Origin of the sequence: Streptomyces sp. V4I23, from assembly GCF_030817975.1 — a bacterium.
Classification (GTDB): domain Bacteria; phylum Actinomycetota; class Actinomycetes; order Streptomycetales; family Streptomycetaceae; genus Streptomyces.
In genome coordinates, this window is the sequence record NZ_JAUSZW010000004.1 from 4,906,923 (window position 1) to 4,928,722 (window position 21,800).

17 protein-coding genes and 1 other RNA gene are annotated in these 21,800 nt (G+C 72.8%); 15 read left to right on the forward strand and 3 right to left on the reverse strand.

Features of this window, described 5'->3' with window-relative positions:
- Positions 1-137: 137 nt before the first annotated feature.
- Positions 138-3,821 (reverse strand): FHA domain-containing protein, encoded by a 3,684-nt coding sequence (locus QFZ82_RS24595; protein WP_307715221.1) that lies wholly within the window; start codon positions 3,819-3,821, stop codon positions 138-140.
- 432 nt (positions 3,822-4,253) lie between these two features.
- Between QFZ82_RS24595 and QFZ82_RS24600 the strand changes: the two genes are divergently transcribed.
- The 4 genes from QFZ82_RS24600 to QFZ82_RS24615 all read left to right on the forward strand — a co-directional run bounded on the left by QFZ82_RS24600 (position 4,254) and on the right by QFZ82_RS24615 (position 9,853).
- Complete coding sequence (locus QFZ82_RS24600) at positions 4,254-5,867, forward strand: serine/threonine-protein kinase (RefSeq protein ID WP_307715222.1); 1,614 nt, start codon at positions 4,254-4,256, stop codon at positions 5,865-5,867.
- Positions 5,868-6,004: 137 nt separating this feature from the next.
- The gene (locus tag QFZ82_RS24605; RefSeq protein ID WP_307715223.1) at positions 6,005-7,276 is read left to right on the forward strand and encodes a serine/threonine-protein kinase; all 1,272 of its coding nucleotides are present in this window, start codon (positions 6,005-6,007) and stop codon (positions 7,274-7,276) included.
- Between the two features lie 307 nt (positions 7,277-7,583).
- The gene (gene prfB / locus QFZ82_RS24610; RefSeq protein ID WP_307715224.1) at positions 7,584-8,690 is read left to right on the forward strand and encodes a peptide chain release factor 2; all 1,107 of its coding nucleotides are present in this window, start codon (positions 7,584-7,586) and stop codon (positions 8,688-8,690) included.
- Positions 8,691-8,959: 269 nt separating this feature from the next.
- The gene (locus tag QFZ82_RS24615) at positions 8,960-9,853 is read left to right on the forward strand and encodes a hypothetical protein (protein WP_307715225.1); all 894 of its coding nucleotides are present in this window, start codon (positions 8,960-8,962) and stop codon (positions 9,851-9,853) included.
- 80 nt (positions 9,854-9,933) lie between these two features.
- On the opposite strand, the gene QFZ82_RS24620 is transcribed toward QFZ82_RS24615, so the two are convergent.
- On the reverse strand, positions 9,934-10,128 hold the full coding sequence (locus tag QFZ82_RS24620; protein ID WP_307715226.1) for a hypothetical protein: 195 nt from the start codon (positions 10,126-10,128) through the stop codon (positions 9,934-9,936).
- A 249-nt stretch (positions 10,129-10,377) separates the two neighbouring features.
- Between QFZ82_RS24620 and ftsE the strand changes: the two genes are divergently transcribed.
- The 5 genes from ftsE to ssrA all read left to right on the forward strand — a co-directional run bounded on the left by ftsE (position 10,378) and on the right by ssrA (position 14,196).
- Positions 10,378-11,067 (forward strand): cell division ATP-binding protein FtsE, encoded by a 690-nt coding sequence (ftsE, locus tag QFZ82_RS24625; RefSeq protein WP_177152610.1) that lies wholly within the window; start codon positions 10,378-10,380, stop codon positions 11,065-11,067.
- Positions 11,068-11,099: 32 nt separating this feature from the next.
- Positions 11,100-12,017 (forward strand): permease-like cell division protein FtsX, encoded by a 918-nt coding sequence (ftsX, locus tag QFZ82_RS24630; protein ID WP_307715227.1) that lies wholly within the window; start codon positions 11,100-11,102, stop codon positions 12,015-12,017.
- A 67-nt stretch (positions 12,018-12,084) separates the two neighbouring features.
- The gene (locus QFZ82_RS24635; RefSeq protein ID WP_307715228.1) at positions 12,085-13,239 is read left to right on the forward strand and encodes a S41 family peptidase; all 1,155 of its coding nucleotides are present in this window, start codon (positions 12,085-12,087) and stop codon (positions 13,237-13,239) included.
- Positions 13,240-13,257: 18 nt separating this feature from the next.
- Positions 13,258-13,737, forward strand: a complete 480-nt coding sequence (smpB, locus tag QFZ82_RS24640; protein ID WP_307715229.1) for an SsrA-binding protein SmpB — start codon at positions 13,258-13,260, stop codon at positions 13,735-13,737.
- Positions 13,738-13,826: 89 nt separating this feature from the next.
- Positions 13,827-14,196, forward strand: a transfer-messenger RNA (tmRNA) gene (ssrA, locus tag QFZ82_RS24645).
- 63 nt (positions 14,197-14,259) lie between these two features.
- Here the strand turns inward: ssrA and QFZ82_RS24650 are convergent.
- Positions 14,260-15,573 carry an MFS transporter gene (locus QFZ82_RS24650; protein ID WP_307715230.1) on the reverse strand — a complete coding sequence of 438 codons (1,314 nt, stop codon included), beginning with the start codon at positions 15,571-15,573 and terminating at the stop codon, positions 14,260-14,262.
- An 82-nt stretch (positions 15,574-15,655) separates the two neighbouring features.
- Here QFZ82_RS24650 and QFZ82_RS24655 point away from each other — a divergent pair, with 82 nt between their 5' ends.
- The 6 genes from QFZ82_RS24655 to QFZ82_RS24680 all read left to right on the forward strand — a co-directional run bounded on the left by QFZ82_RS24655 (position 15,656) and on the right by QFZ82_RS24680 (position 21,756).
- Positions 15,656-16,627 carry a LysR family transcriptional regulator gene (locus tag QFZ82_RS24655; protein WP_307715231.1) on the forward strand — a complete coding sequence of 324 codons (972 nt, stop codon included), beginning with the start codon at positions 15,656-15,658 and terminating at the stop codon, positions 16,625-16,627.
- Positions 16,628-16,804: 177 nt separating this feature from the next.
- A complete protein-coding gene (locus QFZ82_RS24660; protein WP_307715232.1) occupies positions 16,805-18,157 on the forward strand; it encodes a NarK/NasA family nitrate transporter in 1,353 nt (450 codons plus the stop codon).
- A 140-nt stretch (positions 18,158-18,297) separates the two neighbouring features.
- On the forward strand, positions 18,298-19,443 hold the full coding sequence (locus tag QFZ82_RS24665) for a uroporphyrinogen-III synthase (RefSeq protein WP_307715233.1): 1,146 nt from the start codon (positions 18,298-18,300) through the stop codon (positions 19,441-19,443).
- Positions 19,444-19,621: 178 nt separating this feature from the next.
- A complete protein-coding gene (locus QFZ82_RS24670) occupies positions 19,622-20,218 on the forward strand; it encodes an ABATE domain-containing protein (protein ID WP_307715234.1) in 597 nt (198 codons plus the stop codon).
- A 99-nt stretch (positions 20,219-20,317) separates the two neighbouring features.
- Entirely contained in the window at positions 20,318-20,938 is a 621-nt protein-coding gene (locus QFZ82_RS24675; protein ID WP_177152602.1) for a sigma-70 family RNA polymerase sigma factor, read from the forward strand.
- The gene (locus QFZ82_RS24680; RefSeq protein ID WP_307715235.1) at positions 20,935-21,756 is read left to right on the forward strand and encodes an anti-sigma factor; all 822 of its coding nucleotides are present in this window, start codon (positions 20,935-20,937) and stop codon (positions 21,754-21,756) included. The genes QFZ82_RS24675 and QFZ82_RS24680 overlap by 4 nt, the downstream gene beginning before the upstream one ends.
- The last annotated feature ends 44 nt before the right edge of the window (positions 21,757-21,800 follow it).

Sequence of the window (21,800 nt, forward strand, 5' to 3'; positions counted from 1 at the left end):
GCTGTCCCGTGACAGCAGGTCTACGCCCGAGCTGCGGGTGTCGCAATACCGCCTCCGGCGACAAGCGGCCTTTCGTGATGGCCTTGTGACGCGATGTCAGGCGGATGGCCCCACGGCCCGCCGAGCCCACGAGCGGATCAGGGATGCGCCGGGATGAGGGGCGGGACCGGACCGGCGTTGACCGACTGCGCGGCCCGTTGCAGAGCGCTGGCGAGCAGCGCCAGATCCGTCGGACCATTGCCCAGCTCGCGGACGGGACGGCGGGTCGGCGGGTCGCCCATCCGCTCCCACTCCAGCGGGACGACCGTGGGACGCAGGGTCGCCGTCCTCGGTATGCGGCCCGTGACGCGGCCGCTCTGGAACGGGGTCACCCGGCCGTCCGGATGCCCCAGCCTGCCCCGGCCGGGCGCCGGGTCGTCCGGACCCGGCGAGGCGGGCGGCGCCTGCAGCACCACGCGCAGCCGGGCCCCCTCCGCCAGGTGCGTGTCGGCAGTCCGGTCCGGACGCGAGGACGTCGCCACGAGATGCACTCCGAGCCGCCCGCCGTCCCGGGCGACCGCATCCAGGGCCCGGACGACCGAACCGGCCGCCGGCCGGCCCGGGCTGCCGAGCGCCGGGGCCACCAGCGCGTCGAAGTCGTCGACCAGCACCACGAGGCGCGGCAGGGGGTCCGGCTCCTGGCTCTGCGTACGCCCGCCGGGGCGCAGCCGCAGGGTCCCGGACGCGGGCGAGTCCAGATCGCCGCGCTGCTCGGCGGGGCTGGGGCCGCGCCGGCCGACCATGCGGCCGGCGACCTCGCGCCGCGCCTGCCACTCGGCGAAGCCGACACCGTCCAGGAGCTCCGCGCGGCGCTTGAGCTCGGCGCCCAGCGCCTGCGCGAACACCCGCATCCGCACCGGGTCGCTCGCCACCAGGTGCTCGGTGACGTGCGGCAGCTCCGTGCACGCTGCCAGGCCCTCACCGCGCTCGCCGCCCGCGCCGTCGACCAGGAGCAGACCGAGCCGGTCGGGGCGGCCGGCGGCGGCCAGGGAAGCGGCGGCCGCGCGCAGCAACTCGGTGCGGCCGCTGCCCGCGGGGCCCTCGATCAGCAGGTGCGGGCCCTCTTCGGTGAGGTCCACGGCGAGCGGGCCGCGCGGCCCCGAGCCGAGGACCACCGTGCCGTCGCCCGCCGATGCCCAGCGCGCCATCAGCGAGGCGGGCGTGGCCCGGGCGAGCCCCAGCTCGTCCAGGAGCCGGGCCGACTGCGGCAGCGCCGCGACCCGGCCCGGGTGCATCGGAGCACCCTCGGCGCGCAGGGGCGCGAGCGCGCGCCCGAAACGCTCCGCCCACGCCGGTGACACCGCGTCCACCGCGCCGACCGTGCCGTGGCCCGCGGGCCGCCCACCGGCCACCCGCATCAGCCGCAGCGCGGTCGCCACGTCACCGCTGAGCATCGCGACGGCGCCGCACTCCCGGAAGGCGAGCAACGCCGCGCACGCGGACTCGTACGTCGCCGCCACGGGAGAGAGAGGGGAGGCGGCCGGGGTCTCGGCCAGACAGATCAGGTGGATCCCGGCGGCCGGGCCCGCGCCCGCGAGCCGCGCGGTGGTCTCGCGCAGCGCTGCGGAACCGGGGTCGCCGTCGACGATCACGACCGTACGCGGGCCGGTGTGCCGGTCGGCCGCGTCCGCCACGGCCCGGCGGTCGGCGCTCGGCCAGCCCTGGCCGAGCGGCCCCTCGTCCAGCCTGCGCGTCAGCTCGGCGGTGCGGGCGGTGGCCTGATCGCGGTCGTAGGCGAGCAGGAGACGGCAGTCCTGGCCGTGCGCGGGACGCAGATGCGGCAGCCAGCCCAGCCATGCCCATTCGCTGCGCCGCTCCTCCAGGGTCCGGGAGCGGTCCGTGCTGATCAGCACGAACTCCAGATCGGAGGGGGAGTGCAGCGCGGCGAGCTGCGCCACGGCGGAGCGGGCGAGTCCGGCCAGGCGCGCCCGCGGACCGGCCAGCCCGAGGGAGCCCGCCTCGCGCAGCGCGACGGTCACCGGTACGGAGGGCAGCTCGGCGCGGTCGGTCGTGCCGAGCCGGATGACGAGGGATTCGGGGTGCTCGGGACCGCGCTCCCACAGCCGGGGGCCGGGACCGAGCGCGGTCAGCAGCACGGCGGCGGGGTCGGGCCACGCCTCGACGGCGGGCGGGCCCGTGGTGACGTCCGGGCCGGCCGCCTCGTGCGGCTCCGGCACGCGCGCGTCGCGGCCGCCGGCGAGCCGCCGCGCCCAGGCGCCTATGCCGCGGCGCCGGGCGGTCGGCCCCTCGGGGGCCCGACTGCGGACGGGCTCCCCGCCGGACACGTCGAGCGCCCGCCCGTGGGTGTCGCCGCCGACGGGGGCGTACTGAGCGGGCACGCGGAGGCTCGCGGCGTCGGCCCGATATGTCTGCGACGACCCCGACCGGTCGGCCCGGTGGAGCTGCCCCCCGCGGGCCACAGCGTCCGTCCCGTCGCCGCCATCGCGGTACTGCCCGGCACCGTCACGGCCGCGCCCGTACGCGTCGGCCGGCTCGGGCCGGCTGCTCGGGTGACCGCCCTGGCCGTGGGCGACGCCCGCGCCTCCGGTGCTCGCCGGCTCGCGCCACGCGTTGCCGTGCCCGTGCGTGTCGGTCGAATCGGCCGGAGGCGGGTCGGTGCGCTCCACGCCCTCGACGCCGCCGTGCCCGTACGCCTCGGCGGGCCGCGCCCACCCGGGCCGGCGCGCGCCGCTGTCCTGTGCCCCTGCGCTCTCCGGGCCGGGCCCGCCCGGCCCCGCCGGTCGGGGCCACCCGTCCCGCCCGCCGCCGGTGGCGGGCGCACCCGCGCGGCCCGTACCCCGGTGGCCGGTGCCGGCCTGACCGTACGTGCCCGCCGGCCGCCGGGCCTCCGTGCTCTGCGCGTCTGCGCGTCCTGCCCCCTCGGAACCCGCCGGTCCCGGCCAACCCTCCCGGCCGCCGCCGGTGCCGTGGGCGTCCGGCGGTTCGCGCCGGGCGTCGCCGCGTCCGGCGGGCCTTTGGTCCGCGGGCCCGCTCCCGCCCGCTCCTCCGGGCCCCGCGCCGCCCGCGCGCCCGGCGGCGGCCTGCTCGGACGAGCTCGTCGGCCGGCGCGGTGCCTGACCCGTGGCCGCCGGGCCCGCGCCGGCCGGGGCGTCCGGTCCTTCCGGCGCGCCGGAAGGGCGCGAGACCCGCAGGTGGCCCTCGCCGTCCGGGGTCGTCCGCAGTGGCTCCGGCGGCGGCGCGGTCGCCAGGCGCAGCGTCGACTCGCCCAGGCGCAGCAGCGCGCCCGCCGGGAGGCGGACCGGGCGGGTGTCGACGGACGCGCCGTCGACCGTCGTGCCGTTCGTCGAGCCCAGGTCCGCGACCGTCACCCGGCCGTCGTCCGCGACCGTCACCGCGCAGTGCAGCCGGGAGACGTCCGGATCGTCCAGCGGCACATCGGCGTCGGCCGAGCGGCCGACGTTTATCCGTCCGCCGTGCAGCAGATGGACCCCGCCCGCGTCCGGCCCGGCCACGACATGGAGCTGCGCCGCCGCGTCCACCGCGTCGTGCGCGTCCTCGTCGACGGGGGACTGGAGGGCGAGGACGGCTCCGTCCACCAGCGGCGGCTCGCCGAGCGTGCGCCGCTGGAGGTCGAGACGCTCCTGTCCCGCGTAGAGCACGACCGTGCCCGAGGTGTCCGGGCCGGAGACGGCGGCGGCGAGGCCGGAGGCCACCGCGGCCAGCGCGGTGCCCGCGGGCGCGGTGACCAGCACGTCGCAAGGGCGCCCCGCGGTCGCGGACGACCCCCCGCGCGGCGCGAGCACAGTCAGCCGGATCTGCATCGCCGTCAGCAATCCCTTCTGCGCGGGGTACCCGGCAGGGGAGCCGCCCTGATCGCCCCCCGCCCGGCAGGTCGGCACGAGCCATGAGCTCCCTCCCACGGCCATGTGCTGAGAGGCATCCTCGCACCTGCTGCCGACAACACGCCCGGGGCCCATCCGTAAGTGATCTTGATTGGTCGGCTCTGGGCGCAAAAGTGCCTGGTTGGCACAGGAACCGGAAAGCCCCGCCCCCGGATCGTGACGTTCGCTGCACTCCCGTAGGGCAACCATCCGTACGATGCCCGCGTCTGTTCTTCGAACAGGCACCGGGGCGCGCACCGCCGTTGATCCGTTCGGCACCATTACAGTGGGTCGGACACCCGGCGGCCCGCAGGATCACAGCATCATCGGCAGCCCGGGTTCCAGAGGACCGACCAGCAGGGAGCGCATGACGTGCGGCCGGTAGGCAGCAAGTACCTGCTCGAGGAGCCGCTCGGGCGCGGCGCCACGGGCACCGTCTGGCGAGCCCGTCAGAGGGAGACCGCGGGCGCCGAGGCCGCCGTCGCGGGACAGCCCGGTGAGACCGTCGCGATCAAGGTCCTCAAGGAGGAGCTCGCGAACGACGCGGACGTGGTGATGCGCTTCCTTCGGGAGCGCTCCGTCCTCCTGCGGCTCACCCACCCGAACATCGTGCGCACCCGCGACCTGGTCGTCGAGGGCGATCTCCTCGCCCTCGTCATGGACCTCGTCGACGGCCCGGACCTCCACCACTACCTGCGCGACAACGGCCCGCTGTCGCCGGTCGCCGCCTCCCTGCTGACGGCGCAGATCGCCGACGCGCTCGCCGCCAGCCACGCCGACGGCATCGTCCACCGCGACCTCAAGCCGGCGAACGTCCTGCTGAAGACGGACGCCGACGGCCAGATGCACCCGATGCTGACGGACTTCGGCATCGCGCGCCTCGCCGACTCCCCGGGCCTGACCCGCACGCACGAGTTCGTCGGCACCCCCGCGTACGTCGCGCCCGAGTCCGCCGAGGGCCGCCCGCAGACCTCCGCCGTCGACATCTACGGCGCGGGCATCCTGCTGTACGAGCTGGTCACCGGCCGGCCCCCGTTCGCGGGCGGGACGGCGCTCGAAGTGCTGCACCGGCACCTCAGCGAGGAGCCCCGCCGCCCCACCACCGTCCCCGAGCCGCTGTGGACGGTCATAGAGCGCTGCCTGCGCAAGGAGCCCGGCGAGCGGCCCAGCGCCGAGAACCTCGCCCGCGGCCTGCGCACGGTCGCGGCCGGCATCGGTGTGCACTCCAACGCGGCCCAGGTCGACGCCGCACTCGGCGTCGCCGCGCTGCTCGCGCCCGACCCCGCCCCGGCGCCCGTCCCCGAGACGCCCGGTGCCGCGGACCCGACGCAGGTCCTGCCGAACACGGGCGGCGGTCCGGCGTACGACCCGTCGGCCGCGACGAGCGTCATGCCGCAGACCGGACGGCCGGGCGGCGGCGCCGACCCGACCTCCGTGATGCCCCCCGTCCCGCCGGGCGACGCGCAGCGACCCGAGGACCCGCACCCCTGGCAGTCGCAGCTGCGCGCAGCCCGCGACCGCAACGAACAGACGCAGGTGCAGTACCTGGACCCGAGCCAGGACCCGCTGCGCCGCCGCCCTCAGCGCCAGGCGCCGCCGGCCCAGCCGCCGCAGTATCAGCAGCGGCCCCCGCAGCGCCCCCAGCCGCAGCCGTACCCGCCGCAGCCCCAGCGCCACCAGCCCCAGCCGTACGCGCCCCCGCAGGCGCCGCCCCAGCAGCCGCGACCGCCGCGCGAGCCGCGCCGGCGCAGCGCCAACCCGGTCCGCATCCCCGGCCTCGGCTGCCTCAAGGGCTGCCTGGTGATGATCGTGCTGTTCTTCATCGGCGGCTGGCTGATCTGGGAGCTCACACCGCTCCAGGGCTGGATCGCCGAGGGCAAGAGCTACTGGGACGCGATCGGCGACGGCATCACCAACGTCACCGACTGGATCTCGCAGCTCGGTGAGGCGAAGGACACCGCCGATCAGATCCAGAACCAGCAGTAACAGCGGTAACCCTGTCGTTTTGTCGACTTCTGCGGGCTGATTTGTTCCGCAGAAGTGGAGGTTGGCGTCATCCGGGGCACACAGGTCCCCGCGCCCGCGTACGTTATGGGGCAACGCCAGCCGCTGAGGGAGCAGTCTTGGCACGGAATATCGGCAGCCGGTACACGGCCCATCAGATCCTGGGGCGGGGAAGCGCGGGCACGGTGTGGCTCGGCGAGGGCCCCGAAGGGCCCGTGGCCATCAAGCTTCTTCGCGAGGACCTGGCCTGCGACCAGGAACTGGTCGGCCGCTTCGTCCAGGAGCGCACGGCCCTCCTCGGGCTCGACCACCCCCGGGTGGTCGGCGTCCGAGACCTCGTCGTCGACGGCAACGACCTCGCGCTGGTCATGGACCTCGTACGCGGCACCGATCTGCGCACCCGGCTCGACCGCGAGCGCCGGCTCGCGCCCGAGGCTGCGGTCGCGATCATCGCGGACGTCGCCGACGGCCTCGCCGCCGCCCACGCGGCCGGGGTCGTGCACCGGGACGTCAAGCCGGAGAACATCCTGCTCGACATGGAGGGCCCGCTCGGTCCGGCCGGGTCTCACCCGGCGCTGCTGACCGACTTCGGCGTCGCCAAGCTGATCGACACCCCGCGCCGCACCAAGGCCCTGCGGGCCACGGGCGGCGGCGCCCCGAACCCGTCGGGGATCATCGGCACGCCGGACTACATCGCGCCCGAGATCGTCGAGGGCCTGCCGCCCCGCGCGGCGGTCGACATCTACGCGCTGGCCACCGTCCTGTACGAGCTTCTGGCGGGGTTCACTCCCTTTGGCGGCGGCCATCCCGGGGCCGTCCTGCGGCGCCATGTCACCGAGACCGTCGTCCCGCTGCCGGGCATCCCCGACGAGCTGTGGCAGCTGATCGTCCAGTGCCTGGCGAAGGCGCCCGCCTCCCGGCTGCGCGCCTCCGAGCTGGCGCACCGGCTGCACGACCTGCTGCCGACGCTCGCCGGTATGCCCCCACTGGATGTCGACGAGCCCGACGCTGAGCCCGCGCCCGAGCCGTACGAGGACGTGGCCCCGGCCGTCCGCGGCGAGGTGCGCCGCCGGGGCGCGGTCCCGCTCGTCCCCGGATCGGCCCCGGCCGACTCCAACCGCGACACCCACACCTCGATGCGGGTGCCCGCCCCGGACGAGCTCGCCGGCGGGGCGCACGGCACCGCCCGCGCGCCCCGCGCCCCGGGCCAGCGTCGCCCCGGCTCGGCCCGCAACAGGGCGGCTTCGGTGCGCAAGCGCCGCATAACCGTGGGTGTCGCCGCGGTGGTGGTGGCCGCGGCCGTGGGGGTCGGCGGCTGGCTGGCCGCCGGCGGCGACGACACCGAGCCCGCGCCGGAGGAGACGCGGCAGTCGGCCCCCTCGGAGCCCTAGGCCCTCTCTTTCGGATCTTGCCGGGCTCGCGTGCCCTGGCACCGCACCTCTCCCCCGTAGCCCTGCGGGCACGGGAGGCGCCCCCAGCGTTGCCGTCAGTCGCCGACGCTCCGCGTGGACTCTCCCCCAGCCTCCGGCCGGGAGGTGCCCCCATCCTCCGCCTTGCGATGCACGGCACCAGACCCCGCTCACTGATCCGGCCTGATCCGAAAGAGAGGCCCTAGGCACCGTCCGGCCCCGGCCCCGTCCGCAGGGGCCGGAAGCAGGGGCAGCACGGGTTCCGCCGCTCAGCCGTTACGCTGGACCCGTGGCAGTCGTCGATGTTTCCGAAGAGCTGAAGTCCCTTTCCTCGACCATGGGGTCGATCGAGGCCGTTCTGGACCTCGACAGGATGAGGGCAGACATCGCCGTGCTCGAGGAGCAGGCGGCGGCACCGTCCCTGTGGGACGACCCCGAGGCGGCGCAGAAGATCACGAGCAAGCTTTCGCACCTCCAGGCCGAGGTGCGCAAGGCCGAGGCGCTCCGCGGCCGTATCGACGACCTCGAGGTGCTCTTCGAGCTCGCGGAGGCCGAGGACGACCCGGACACCCGTGCCGAGGCCGAGATCGAGCTGCAGGCCGTGCGCAAGGCGCTGGACGAGATGGAGGTCCGCACCCTCCTGTCCGGCGAGTACGACGAGCGCGAGGCGCTGGTCAACATCCGCGCCGAGGCCGGCGGCGTCGACGCCGCCGACTTCGCCGAGCAGCTGCAGCGCATGTACCTGCGCTGGGCCGAGCGGCACGGCTACGGCACCGAGGTCTACGAGACGTCCTACGCGGAAGAGGCCGGCATCAAGTCGACCACCTTCGTCGTCAAGGCGCCGTACGCGTACGGCACGCTCTCCGTCGAGCAGGGCACGCACCGTCTGGTGCGCATCTCGCCCTTCGACAACCAGGGCCGCCGCCAGACGTCCTTCGCGGGCGTCGAGGTGCTGCCGGTCGTCGAGCAGTCCGACCACGTCGAGATCGACGAGTCGGAGCTGCGCATCGACGTGTACCGGGCGTCCGGCCCCGGCGGCCAGGGCGTCAACACCACCGACTCGGCGGTGCGCATCACGCACATCCCGACCGGCATCGTGGTCTCCTGCCAGAACGAGCGCTCCCAGATCCAGAACAAGGCGAGCGCGATGAACGTCCTCCAGGCGAAGCTGCTGGAGCGCCGCCGCCAGGAGGAGCAGGCCAAGATGGACGCCCTCAAGGGCGACGGCGGCAACTCCTGGGGAAACCAGATGCGTTCGTACGTCCTGCACCCGTACCAGATGGTCAAGGACCTGCGTACGGAGTTCGAGGTGGGCAACCCGCAGTCGGTGCTCGACGGCGAGATCGACGGCTTCCTGGAAGCCGGAATTCGCTGGCGCAAGCAGCAGGAGAAGTAAATCCTCGCTTTGTCGACAAGAGAACTGCCGCCCACCGGGCGGCAGTTCCCGTTTGTGTCACAGTTGCATCCCCGCACGTCAGTCAACTGACAGCATTTCGGACATCGCGCCCGCAACGACCTTGACGGTGTTGCGAAATCTGGGAAAGCTGGCGCGCGGCATGCGTATCTCCGGGGCGTGTGTGAACGGGGGCACAGAGCAAAGACCCCCGAACCGGCTGCCCCGGGCGCTGCTCCAATGACGAGATAGCTACTGGGGGTAGCAGCCAGATGACCAAGAAGACGCGGATCCGTGTCGCGCGTATAGCCGCCGGCGCGGTGATCGCCGCGGGTGCGTCGCTGACCGCCGCCGGCGCCGCACAGGCCCTCGACATCAACGTGGGCCCCCTTGAGGTCTCCGCCAACGCGGACGAGAACGGCATCGACGCCGGTATCGGCATCGACGGCGACCCGGGTGGTGTCGACGGTGGTTCGACCGACGGCGGCACCACGGACGGCGGCACCACGGACGGTGGGACCACGGACGGTGGCACCACTGATGGAGGGACCACGGACGGTGGCACCACCGATGGTGGGACCACGGACGGTGGGACCACGGACGGTGGTACGACCGATGGCGGGACGACCGACGGTGGTACGACGGACGGCGGGGCCACGGACGGTGGCACCACGGACGGCGGGACGACCGACGGCGGCACCACGGACGGTGGCGTGATCGGTGGCCTCATCGGCGGTGGCACGACCGACGGTGGTACGACGGACGGTGGCGGCGACAACGGCGGCAACGGAAACGGTGGCGGCGACAACGGCGGCAACGGAAACGGTGGCGGCGACAACGGCGGCAACGGAAACGGTGGCGGCGGCAACGGCGGCGGTGACAACGGTGGCAACGGCACCGGTGGCAACGACACCGACCCCAACGGCGGCGTGATCGACGGTGACGGCACCGACACCGACAACGCCGGCTCGCAGCCCGTCGAGCAGGGCCAGGGCAAGGAAGAGCTGTCCGGTACCGGCAACGGCAACGGCAACGGCGGCGAACTCGCCGAGACCGGCGCTGCCGAGACCACGTTCCTGCTGATCGGCGCCGCGACGATGATCGCCGGTGGCATCGGCTTCCGTATGCTGCCGCGTCTCGTCGGTGGCGGACGCGCTGCTGTCTGAGCGATACGTACCGTAACCAGCGCATAGCGCAACACAAGGGCCCGGGTGCCGAGCACCCGGGCCCTTCGGTGTGTCCTGCGCTATGCGGTCCTGTACGCCGCGAACATCGTCAGTGTCGCTATCAGGGCCGCCAGCAGCGCCAGCAGCGTCACGGGGCTCATGCCACCGAGGGGGCCCTGCTGCTGGAGGCGCTCACGATTGGCCCGGCAGACCGGGCAGCGGCCCTCGGCAACGGGTGCCGCGCAGTTGGCGCACACCAATCGGTCGTAGGTCATGCGCTTTCCTCCTCCCGCGCGCCGGAGCCGCAGGCGCGGACCGTCAGCACATTTCTCTCCCGACAACGCACTGGGAATGGCCACTGTTCCCCTACCACTGTGCCAGCTCGCGCGCTTTTCGGCGCGCCCCGCCGGATTACACCCGTTCCGCGACCGGACAAAAAGGGCAAGTCGGGGCGGTGCCTGCACGGCCCGTCCCGGTTCGCGTAAGGTCACGCACACCTACTCCCGGCCGACCGTGGTGCACCCGTGATCCGATTCGACAACGTCTCCAAGAGCTACCCCAAGCAGAACCGACCTGCCCTGCGCGACGTCTCCCTCGAAATCGAGAAGGGCGAGTTCGTCTTCCTCGTGGGGTCGTCCGGTTCCGGCAAGTCCACGTTCCTGCGGCTCCTCCTCCGCGAGGAGCGCGCCAGCCAGGGCATGGTCCATGTCCTCGGCAAGGACCTGGCCCGCCTGTCCAACTGGAAGGTGCCGCACATGCGGCGCCAGCTGGGCACCGTCTTCCAGGACTTCCGCCTCCTGCCCAACAAGACCGTCGCCGAGAACGTGGCGTTCGCCCAGGAGGTCATCGGAAAGCCGCGCGGCGAGATCCGCAAGGCCGTGCCGCAGGTCCTCGACCTCGTCGGACTCGGCGGGAAGGAGGACCGGATGCCCGGTGAGCTCTCCGGCGGTGAGCAGCAGCGCGTGGCGATCGCCCGCGCCTTCGTCAACCGCCCGATGCTGCTGATCGCGGACGAGCCGACCGGAAACCTCGACCCGCAGACGTCGGTCGGCATCATGAAGCTGCTGGACCGCATCAACCGCACCGGTACGACCGTGGTGATGGCGACGCACGACCAGAACATCGTCGACCAGATGCGCAAGCGCGTCATCGAGCTCGAGCAGGGCCGTCTCGTACGCGACCAGGCACGCGGCGTCTACGGCTACCAGCACTGAGCCCGGACAGACTGAAAGGCTGAAAGCACGCCATGCGCGCCCAGTTCGTCATGTCGGAGATCGGTGTCGGTCTCCGTCGCAATCTCACGATGACGTTCGCCGTCATCGTCTCCGTCGCCCTGTCGCTCGCTCTCTTCGGTGGCGCGCTGCTCATGCGTGAGCAGGTCAACACGATGAAGGACTTCTGGTACGACAAGGTCAACGTCTCCATCTTCCTGTGCAACAAGAACGACGCAGCCACGTCGGCCCAGTGCGCCAAGGGCGCCGTCACCAGTGCGCAGAAGGAACAGATCGAGTCCGATCTGAAGAAGATGGACGTCGTCGACACCGTCGACCACGAGACGGCCGAGCAGGCGTACAAGCATTACAAGGAGCAGTACGGCGACACCCCCATCGCGTCCACCATCACGCCGGACCAGATGCAGGAGTCGTTCCGGGTCAAGCTCCACGACCCCGAGAAGTACCAGGTGGTCGCGACCGCGTTCGCCGGCCGGGACGGTGTGCAGTCCGTCCAGGACCAGCGCAACATCCTGCAGAACCTCTTCGACTTGATGAACGGCATGCGCATCGCCGCCCTGTGCGTCATGGGACTGATGCTCGTCATCGCGATGATGCTGATCGTCAACACCGTGCGCGTTTCGGCGTTCAGCCGACGGCGTGAAACCGGCATCATGCGCCTGGTGGGTGCTTCCAGCTTCTACATCCAGACGCCGTTCATCATGGAGGCCGCCGTCGCCGGCGCGCTCGGCGGAGCCGTCGCCTGCGTGATGCTGCTCGTCGGACGGTACTTCCTCATCGACAACGGCCTTGCGCTGGCGGACAAGATGCAGTTGGTGAACTTCATCGGCTGGGACTCGGTTCTGGCCGTGCTGCCCCTGATCCTTGTGATCGGTCTGCTGATGCCCGCTGTTGCGGCTTTCATCGCATTGCGCAAGTACCTCAAGGTGTGACAAGCGCCCCGGGCGCCGTACGGTCAACCGCCGTACGGCGCCCTTCGCTTGTCCTAGACTCGACGCCATGTCGGGACCGGAGTTCAGTCCTCGGCCCCACGGCATCCGCCGTGGGGCAGCCCTGACCTTGGTCTTCGCGACCGTTCTCGCCACCGCCGCCGCCACCGGCGGTCTGCCGGGCGAGGGGCAGGAGACGTCGCGCAGGCTCTCCGTCCGCGCGGCGGCCGCGACCGTGGACCGCGACGCGGTCGCACGGGCCGCCGCCGAGGCGATGGCGGACGGCAAGTCGGGCACCGAGGCGGCGGAGGAGTTCGTCAGCCGCAGCGGCGACCGCTGGAGCGCGGTGTACGACAGCGAGGAGTTCGAGGAGTTCGAGAACGCCCTCGACGGCGAGTACACCGGAGTGGGCCTGCGGACCCGGCGCACCGGCGGCCGCACGGAGGTCGCGGAGGTCCAGAAGGGCGGCCCCGCGGACCGGGCCGGGATCCGGCCCGGCGACCGGTTGCGGTTCGTGGACGGGCAGGAGGTCGCCCGGCGTCCGGTCACCGACGTCGTGGCGCTGCTGCGCGGGGCGGACGGCACGGACGTCGTCCTCGGACTGGAGCGGGACGGCCGCCGCTGGACCGAGACCCTGACCCGCGCCCGGCTGACCACCGAGAGCGTCACCGTCCGTCACCTCGGCGAGGACACCGTGATGATCAAGGTCTCCTCGTTCACCAAGGGTTCGGGCGCGCGGGTGCGGGAGGCGGTGCGCCGGGCCCCCGAGGGCGCGGGCGTCCTCCTGGACCTGCGGGGCAATGCGGGCGGCCTGGTCTCCGAGGCCGTGACGGCCGCGTCCGCCTTCCTCGACGGCGGCCTGGTCGCCACGTACGACGTGCGCGGCGAGCAGCAGGCGCTCTACGCGGACGGCGGCGGAGACACCCGCCGGCCCCTCGTCGCGCTGGTCGACGCGGGCACGATGAGCGCGGCCGAGCTGGTCACCGGCGCGCTGAAGGACCGCGGCCGGGCGATCACCGTCGGCTCGCGCACCTTCGGCAAGGGCTCGGTGCAGATGCCGAGCCGGCTGCCCGACGGCTCGGTGGCCGAACTCACGGTGGGCCACTACCGCACTCCGTCGGGTGACAGCGTGGACGGCGAGGGCATCACCCCGGACCTGCCGGCGGGCGAGGGCGCCGAACAACGTGCGCAGTCGGTATTGAGTGGCCTCAGGGGGGCCTCGTAGTGCGAAAATGAGCGCACTATGGCAAAGGAAAAAGGGCGCAAGCTGATCGCGCAGAACAAGAAGGCGCGGCACGACTACCACATCATCGACACCTACGAGTGCGGTCTCGTGCTGATGGGGACCGAGGTGAAGTCGCTGCGTCAGGGACGGGCCTCGCTGGTGGACGGCTTCGTCCAGATCGACGGCCACGAGGCGTGGCTGCACAACGTGCACGTCCCCGAGTACAGCCAGGGCACGTGGACGAACCACAGCGCGCGACGCAAGCGGAAGCTGCTGATGCACCGGGCGGAGATCGACAAGCTCGAGGCGAAGTCCCAGGAGACGGGTCACACGATCGTGCCCCTCGTCCTGTACTTCAAGGACGGCCGGGCCAAGGTCGAGATCGCGCTGGCGAAGGGCAAGAAGGAGTACGACAAGCGCCAGACGCTGCGGGAGAAGCAGGACCGCCGCGAGGCGGACCGCGCGATGTCGGCGGTGCGGCGGCGGCAGCGGGCGTAGCCGCGGGAATACGCTGGCACCGTCGTGCGTTGGTCACGTACGATGGCACCTGCCCCGCACGGCAGGGGCAGCGATTGATAAATCAACATGGGGATGATCGGTTTCGACAGCGGATGTCGAAGCAGGGGAAGCGTGTCGAGGAAGCGGCAATGATCTCGTTAACCATATGTCGCAACCAATAATCGCCAACACCAAGCGCGATTCCTTCGCCCTCGCTGCCTAAGTAGCGACTCGCGAAGTGTCAGCCCGGGGCTGTTCCCGACCCGGATCCTGGCATCAGCTAGGGAACTAAACCTCTAGGCCCGGTCACGGGGTCGAGAGGGAAACCAAACAGTGACTGAGCCCGTCGGAGACTTGTCCGCGTGATCTCCGGGGCCGAGAAAAGCGCAGCGGACTGCACACGGAGAAGCCCTGGTTCTGCACCGTTGGACGCGGGTTCGATTCCCGCCATCTCCACCGATGGAGGTCCCGGAGGCGTACGCCCCCGGGGTCCCCGCATCCCATGTGGACAAGGCCCGGCAGCTACGGCAGCCGGGCCTTCGTCATGCCCGCCACCGCCAGGGCGACCGCCGCGGCGCACACCGGCACGGCGTATCCGGTCGCGGGGCTCAGGTGCTCCACCACCCAGCCGCCGCTCGCCGATCCCGCCGCGATGCCCCCGAGCAGCGCGGTGACGGCCAGGGTCATGCCCTCGTTGACCTGGCCCGGCGGGGTCAGACGCTGGACCACGGTCATCCCGGTCACCATCGTCGGCGCCGTCGCCATGCCCGCCAGCAGCAGGGCGCCCGCGACGGCGAGCACCGAGCCGGTGCCCGCGGCGGCCAGCAGCGGCAGCGACATCAGGACCGTCATCGCGGTGAGCGTGGTCACGAGACGGGCCGCCCGCCCGACCTGCCCGTAGACCAGGCCGGCGGCGCACGAACCCGCGGCCTGGAGCGCGAGCACCGCACCGGCTGCCGGACCGTCGACGAAGGCGAGCGTGACGACCTCCATCGCGCCGAAGACCGCTCCCGTGGCGAGGAACACGAGGAGGAGGGCGGGCATGCCGGCGGCGCGCAGCGGCGAGCCCGCGGCGGTACGCGGTGCCGGGGGCGGCTCGGTGGAACGCTGCGCGGCGAAGACGAGGACGCCCACGAGGAGCAGGATCGCGGCGGTCAGCGTGCCCGCTTCCGGGAACAGCGCCGCGCACAGGAACGCCGCGAGGACGGGTCCGAGCATGAAGCAGAGCTCGTCGGCCGCCTGCTCGAAGGAGTTCGCCGTGTGCAGCGCGGCCGGATCGCCCCGGTGCAGGTGGGCCCAGCGGGCCCGGGACATGCCCCCGGTGTTGGGGATGGTGGCGGTCGCCGCGTAGGCGGCGAACAGTGTCCAGTCGGGCGCGCCGTAGCGGACGCACAGCAGCAGGGCCAGCTCGCCGAGCACCGCGAGGACCGTGGCGGGCACGGCGATCCGGGCCTGGCCGTACCGGTCGACGAGGCGTGCCGTCCACGGCGCGACCAGCGCGGTGGCGGCGAGCCCGGTCGCGGTGACGGCGCCGGCCAGCGCGTAGGAACCGCGGGATCCGGCGATCATGATGACGGCGCTGACGCTGAACATCCCCATCGGAAGGCGGGCGATCAGATTTCCCGCGGTGAACGCGCGGGCACCGGGCGTGGCGAACAGCCGCCCGTAGGGGCCGGGCGGCCTGCGCCGCCGCACGCGCCGCGCAGGAGCCTCGAGGCCGGCGGTCCGTGTCGCGTCGTCACCGGCGTCGGAGCGGGGCACGAAAGCCGGGGACCCGGGCGTGATCGCGGGCAGGGGAGGGCGAGCGGCCTCGTGCGGCCGGGGGGTCTGCGGCATGGCTTCACCCTCACGGCAGCCTGCGTGGTGCGTCCAACACCTGATCGATGGCCATTCACGCGCCTGTGTTGTTGAATGCGGCGTGCCCCGAGATCTGGATCCGCGCCTGCTGCGCGCCTTCGCCGCCGTCGCCGACGAGCTCCACTTCACCCGCGCCGCTGCCCGGCTCTACGTCGCCCAGCAGGCGCTCAGCCGTGACGTCCGGCGGCTCGAACGGGAGCTGGGCGTCGAGCTGTTCGTGCGGACCACCCGGCATGTGACGCTCACCGCGGACGGCGAGCGGCTGCTGCCGTACGCCCGGCGGGTGCTCGCCGCCCAGGACGAACTGCGCGCCGCCGCCGACGGGGCCGCGCGCCCGCTGCTGGTCGACCTCAACAGCCCGGGCCCGACCATGACGTCCGCGCGCGTCCTGGCACACGCCCGTGAACTCGCCCCGGAATGCGAGCTGATGGCCCGCTACGAGAGCGGACTGAGCCATGCCGCGGCCGAGATCCTGGCCGGCCGGCTCGATGTGTCCTTCGGGCGCTTCGCCGGACTGGCGCCCTCCGTGCGGGCGCAGCTCGCCCAGCAGCCCGTACGGCTGGAGCCCATGGCGGTCCTGCTGCCCGAGACCCATCCGCTCACGGCACTGGAGCGCGTCCCGCTGGGCGCGCTGGCCGGCGAGACCGTGTACGCCGGAGACGGGAACCCGAGGACACCGGAGTGGACCGATCTGGCGCGGAAGCTCTTCGCCGGGCGGGGCATCACCGTCGCGCCGCCCGCGCCGCTGGCGGTGGGCGAGGAGGAGTTCCGGCGGGTGATGGAGAAGTTCGGCAATCCGGTGCTCGTGGTCGTGGACTTCCCGGCACTCCCCGGTACCGCACGGCGGCCGCTCGTCGACCCCGTGCCGCTGTCGCCGGTCTCGCTGGTGTGGCGCAAGGGACTGCGCCACCCCGGTCTGGACGCGCTGCGCCGCGCGGCGGCCGAGCTCGCCGAGCGGGAGGGCTGGCTGGAAAGAGATCCCTCTCAATGGCTGCCCGAGGGCGATACGTCCCTGATGTACGGACGGGCCTGACGCCTCCCGACGGGGCGGCCGCCCGCCGGGGCCTGCCGCCCGCCGGGGCGCCGGCCTCACGGGGCCGCTGCGGCGGACGTGAGAGCAAGGTTTCGCACCGGTCACCTCACGGCACCGGCCTGAAACGCGCCGTCCATAGCGTCGTATCCCACGACGAGACCCAGGTGGAGGCGCGTGATGGCAGGCCGATGGATCGAACAGTGGGACCCCGAGGACGAGACCTTCTGGCAGACGAAGGGGGAGCGGATCGCCCGGCGCAATCTCCTGTTCTCCGTACTCAGTGAGCACATCGGGTTCTCGATCTGGAGCCTGTGGTCCGTGATGGTCCTCTTCATGGGGCCCGAGTACGGCGTGGACCCGGCCGGGAAGTTCTTCCTGATCGCCACCGCGACCGTGGTGGGGGCCGTGATCCGGGTGCCGTACACCTTCGCCGTCGCCCGGTTCGGCGGCCGCAACTGGACCGTCTTCAGCGCGCTGCTGCTGCTCCTGCCGACCGGCGCCGCCTACGCGGTGATGGAGCCCGGCACCTCGTACGGCACGTTCATCGCGGTCGCCGCCCTCACCGGCGTCGGCGGCGGCAACTTCGCCTCGTCGATGACGAACATCAACGCCTTCTTCCCGCTGCGGAAGAAGGGCTGGGCGCTCGGCCTCAACGCGGGCGGCGGCAACATCGGCGTCCCCGTCATCCAGCTCGTCGCCCTGCTGATCATCGGCACCGCGGGCGCGGCCCACCCGCGGCTCGTGCTCGGCATCTACATGCCGCTCATCGTGGTCGCCGCCGTCTGCGCGGCCCTGTGGATGGACAACCTGGCACCGGTCAAGAACGACACCGGGGCCGCGAAGGACGCCGCCAAGGAGGGCCACACCTGGATCATGGCCTTCCTGTACATCGGCACCTTCGGCTCGTTCATCGGCTACAGCTTCGCCTTCGGTCTCGTGCTGCAGACGCAGTTCGGGCGCACCCCGCTGCAGGCCGCGTCGCTCACCTTCATCGGCCCGCTCCTCGGCTCGCTGATCCGGCCCCTCGGTGGAGCGCTCGCCGACCGCTTCGGCGGCGCCCGCATCACCCTGTGGAACTTCGCCGGCATGGCCGCCGCCACCGGAGTCGTCGTCGCCGCGTCCGTCCAGGAGTCCCTCGGCGTCTTCCTCGTCGGGTTCATCGCCCTGTTCGTCCTCAGCGGGCTCGGCAACGGCTCGACGTACAAGATGATCCCCGGCATCTTCCAGAACAAGGCGCTGGCCATGGGCATGACCGGCGAGACCGCGGCCGCCTACGGGCGCCGGCTCTCCGGCGCCTCCATGGGGCTCATCGGAGCGGTCGGCGCGGTCGGCGGGCTCGCGATCAACCTCGCCTTCCGCCAGTCCTTCCAGACCGCGGGCACCGGCACCGCCGCCTTCGTCGCCTTCCTCGCCTTCTACGCGGTGTGCTCCGCGCTGACGTGGGCGGTATACCTTCGCCGGCGTGCCGTCGTCCCGGCCCGCACCGCGGACACCGCGACGGAGCCCGAGCCGGAGTACGCCCGGGTCTGAACCGGCAGGAAGCATCAGTGGGTGTGTAACAAGGGCGAAATCTGAGCGATCCGGGCCTGTCACGCGCCTTTGACAGGCTCGGCCGCCAGTTCAGCAGTCCAATGGGGTACATCCAGGCACATTCAGTAGGGACGACCGAGATGCACGACCACGGCCAACCACACGGCCCGCTCGCGGGCTTCACCGTCGGCGTCACCGCCGCCCGCCGCGCCGACGAGCTCGGCGCACTGCTGCGGCGGCGGGGCGCGGCCGTGCTGCACGCCCCGGCGCTGCGTATCGTTCCGCTCGCCGACGACGCGGAGCTGCTCGCCGCCACCAAGGAACTCATCGACCACGCGCCCGACGTGGTCGTCGCCACCACCGCCATCGGCTTCCGCGGCTGGGTCGAGGCCGCCGACGGGTGGGGCTTCGGCGAGGACCTGCTCGCCCGGCTGCGCGGCGTCGAACTCCTCGCGCGCGGTCCCAAGGTGAAAGGCGCGATCAGGGCCGCCGGGCTCACCGAGGAGTGGTCCCCGGCCTCCGAGTCCATGGCGGAGGTACTGGACCGGCTGCTGGACGAGGGCGTCTCCGGCCGCCGCATCGCGCTCCAGCTGCACGGCGAGCCGCTGCCCGGGTTCGTCGAATCGCTGCGGGCCGCGGGCGCCGACGTCGTCCTCGTCCCGGTGTACCGGTGGATGGAGCCCGAGGACATCGCCCCGCTCGACCGGCTCCTCGACGCGACGATCTCGCGCGGCCTGGACGCCGTGACCTTCACGAGCGCGCCCGCCGCGGCCTCCCTGCTCTCCCGCGCCGACAGCCGCGGGCTGCTGGGCCGGCTGCTGGAGTCCTTCGACCACGACGTCCTCGCGGCGTGCGTGGGGCCCGTCACCGCGGTGCCGCTCCAGGCGGCGGGGGTGACCACGGTGCAGCCGGAACGGTTCCGGCTCGGCCCGCTCGTGCAGCTGCTCGGCGCCGAACTGCCCGCTCGCGCACGTACGCTGCCGATCGCGGGCCACCGTGTCGAGATCCGGGGCCACGCGGTCCTGGTCGACGACGACCTGCGCCCCGTGCCGCCCGCGGGTATGGCGCTGCTGCGGGCCCTGTCGCTGCGCCCCGGCTGGGTCGTCTCCCGGGCCGACCTGCTGCGGGTGCTGCCGGGCACGGGCAAGGACGAGCACGCCGTCGAAACGGCGATGGCGCGCCTGCGGACGGCGCTGGGCGCGCCGAAGCTGATCCAGACGGTGGTCAAACGCGGGTACCGGCTGTCGCTGGACCCGTCGGCAGACACGAAGTACGCGGGGGCCTGAGCCGGGGCCGCGCGGCGGGTTTGCCGGGGCTCCGCCCCGGACCCGCGCCTCATGCGCCGGCGGGGCCGGATTCGGCCCGGTTGACGGGTGCGGGGCCGACGCGGGCTTTCGGGGGGAGCGGCGGGCGGGCACTCTGGTGGGGACAGCCGGTCGTGAAACCCTAGGCGGTGACAGGCACATGGCGGCGGGCACGGGCTCGTACGAGTGGCGGTTCGACTCCGGGCGGGTCTGCCTGGATCTCGTGGCCACGGCACCACAGGCCGACCGGGATGGCGCCGGGTGCGAACCGCTCGCCGGGCCGGGGCGGCTCTCCTGCTGGCTGACGGGCGCCGGGCTCGTGCCCGCCGGGACCCTGATCGGCGCGGTCGACGACTCCTGGGTCACCGGCTTCGTCGAACTGCGCGAGTGCATCGCCCAATTGGTGGGCGCCGCACTCGAAGGACGCCCCGCGGGCCCGGCGTTGGAGACCCTCAACGCCCTCGCCGAGGGGCCGCCGCCCGGCATCAGGGCCGTACGGGACGGGGACGGCACGCTCGTACGGGCGCTGAGCGCCGTGCCCGGGCGCGGCGCGCTGCTCGCCGCCGTCGCCCGCGACGCCGTCGACCTGCTCACCGACCCCGTCGCCCGCTCCCGGCTCCGCCGGTGCGAGGGAGACAGCTGCGCCCGCGTCTACCTGGACACCTCCCGCGGCCGGCGGCGGCGCTGGTGCTCCAGCGAGGTGTGCGGCAATCGCGAGCGCGTGGCCCGGCACCGGCGCAAAGCGGCGGCCCACTGAAAAGATCTTGAAATTTCTTCTCCGCGGGTTGAGTGATCCCCTTCCGGACCCCGTAGTGAAGGGGGACCAGGAAACAAGGTCTCGACCGGGGAGGTTCAGGTGCGCAAGGATGCCGCCGTGGCCGATGACCGTCCGCAACGGGCCCGCCATCGCAGGGGGCACCTCCCGGGCCCGGAGGGCTCCGGGGGACAGAAGCCGCGCATCGATTCCTCCGTGCCCGACGAGGAGTTGATGCGCGCGCTCTATCGCGAACACGCGGGACCGTTGCTCGCCTATGTACTGCGTCTCGTCGCAGGCGACCGCCAGCGCGCCGAGGACGTCGTGCAGGAGACGCTCATCCGTGCCTGGAAGAACGCCGGTCAGCTCAACCGGGCGACCGGCTCTGTCCGACCCTGGCTGGTGACGGTCGCCCGGCGCATCGTCATCGACGGTCACCGCAGCCGGCAGGCCCGGCCGCAGGAGGTCGACCCGTCGCCGCTGGAGGTCATGCCCGCGGAGGACGAGATCGACAAGGCGTTGTGGCTGATGACGCTCTCGGATGCGCTCGATGATTTGACGCCCGCCCACAGGGAAGTCCTTGTCGAGACGTATTTCAAGGGGCGTACGGTCAATGAGGCGGCCGAAACGCTCGGCATACCCAGTGGGACCGTGCGGTCCCGAGTGTTCTACGCGCTCCGGTCCATGAAGCTCGCTCTGGAGGAGAGGGGGGTCTCGGCATGACCAGGTACGAGCAGGAGTCCGTACACGACGCCGTCGGCGCGTACGTGCTCGGCGTGCTCGACGAGGCGGACGCCTCCGCCTTCGAGGCGCACCTCGCCGGGTGCGACATCTGCGCCGCCCGCCTCGAGGAGTTCTCGGGGATGGAGCCGATGCTGGCCATGCTGGCCGAGGCACCGGCCCCGCCGCCGCAGAACGTCCACAGCCTGCCCGGCATGCCGGGCCGCATGGACTTCCCGCCGCCGCGCCCCGCACCCGTCGTGCCCACGTCCCCGAGCCCCCGAGTCCTCGACGGCCTGCTGAACGAGGTGGCCGCGGGTCGCGCCGCCAAGCGCCGGCGCGGCATGTACCTCCTCGCGGCCGCGGCGGCGCTGATCATCGGCGGCCCGGCCGTCGCGGTCGTGGTCACGGCCGACGACACCACCGGCAATCAGGCCGTCGAACCGCACCCGACCAGCCCCGCCGAGGACGCCTTCTTCAACCACATGGAGGAGAAGGTGCAGGCCACCGACGCGACGACGAAGGTCAGCGCGGTCGTCGGCATGGAGAAGAAGGGCTGGGGCACCCACACCGTCCTGGAGCTGAAGAACGTCAAGGGCCCCCTGAAGTGCAACCTCATCGCCGTGTCCAAGACCGGCGAGGAGGAGGTCGTGACGTCCTGGGCCGTGCCGAAGTGGGGCTACGGCATCCCCGACAGCCCCGAGAAGGCCGCGAAGAACCCGCTGTACGTGCACGGCGGCGCGTCGATGGACCGCAACGACATCGACCACTTCGAGGTGCGCACCTTCGACGGGCAGCGCCTGGTGGAGGTCGACGCGTAGCCCGCCCGGCCGCGCACGGGCAGAGCGCTGACCCGGGCGCGGCC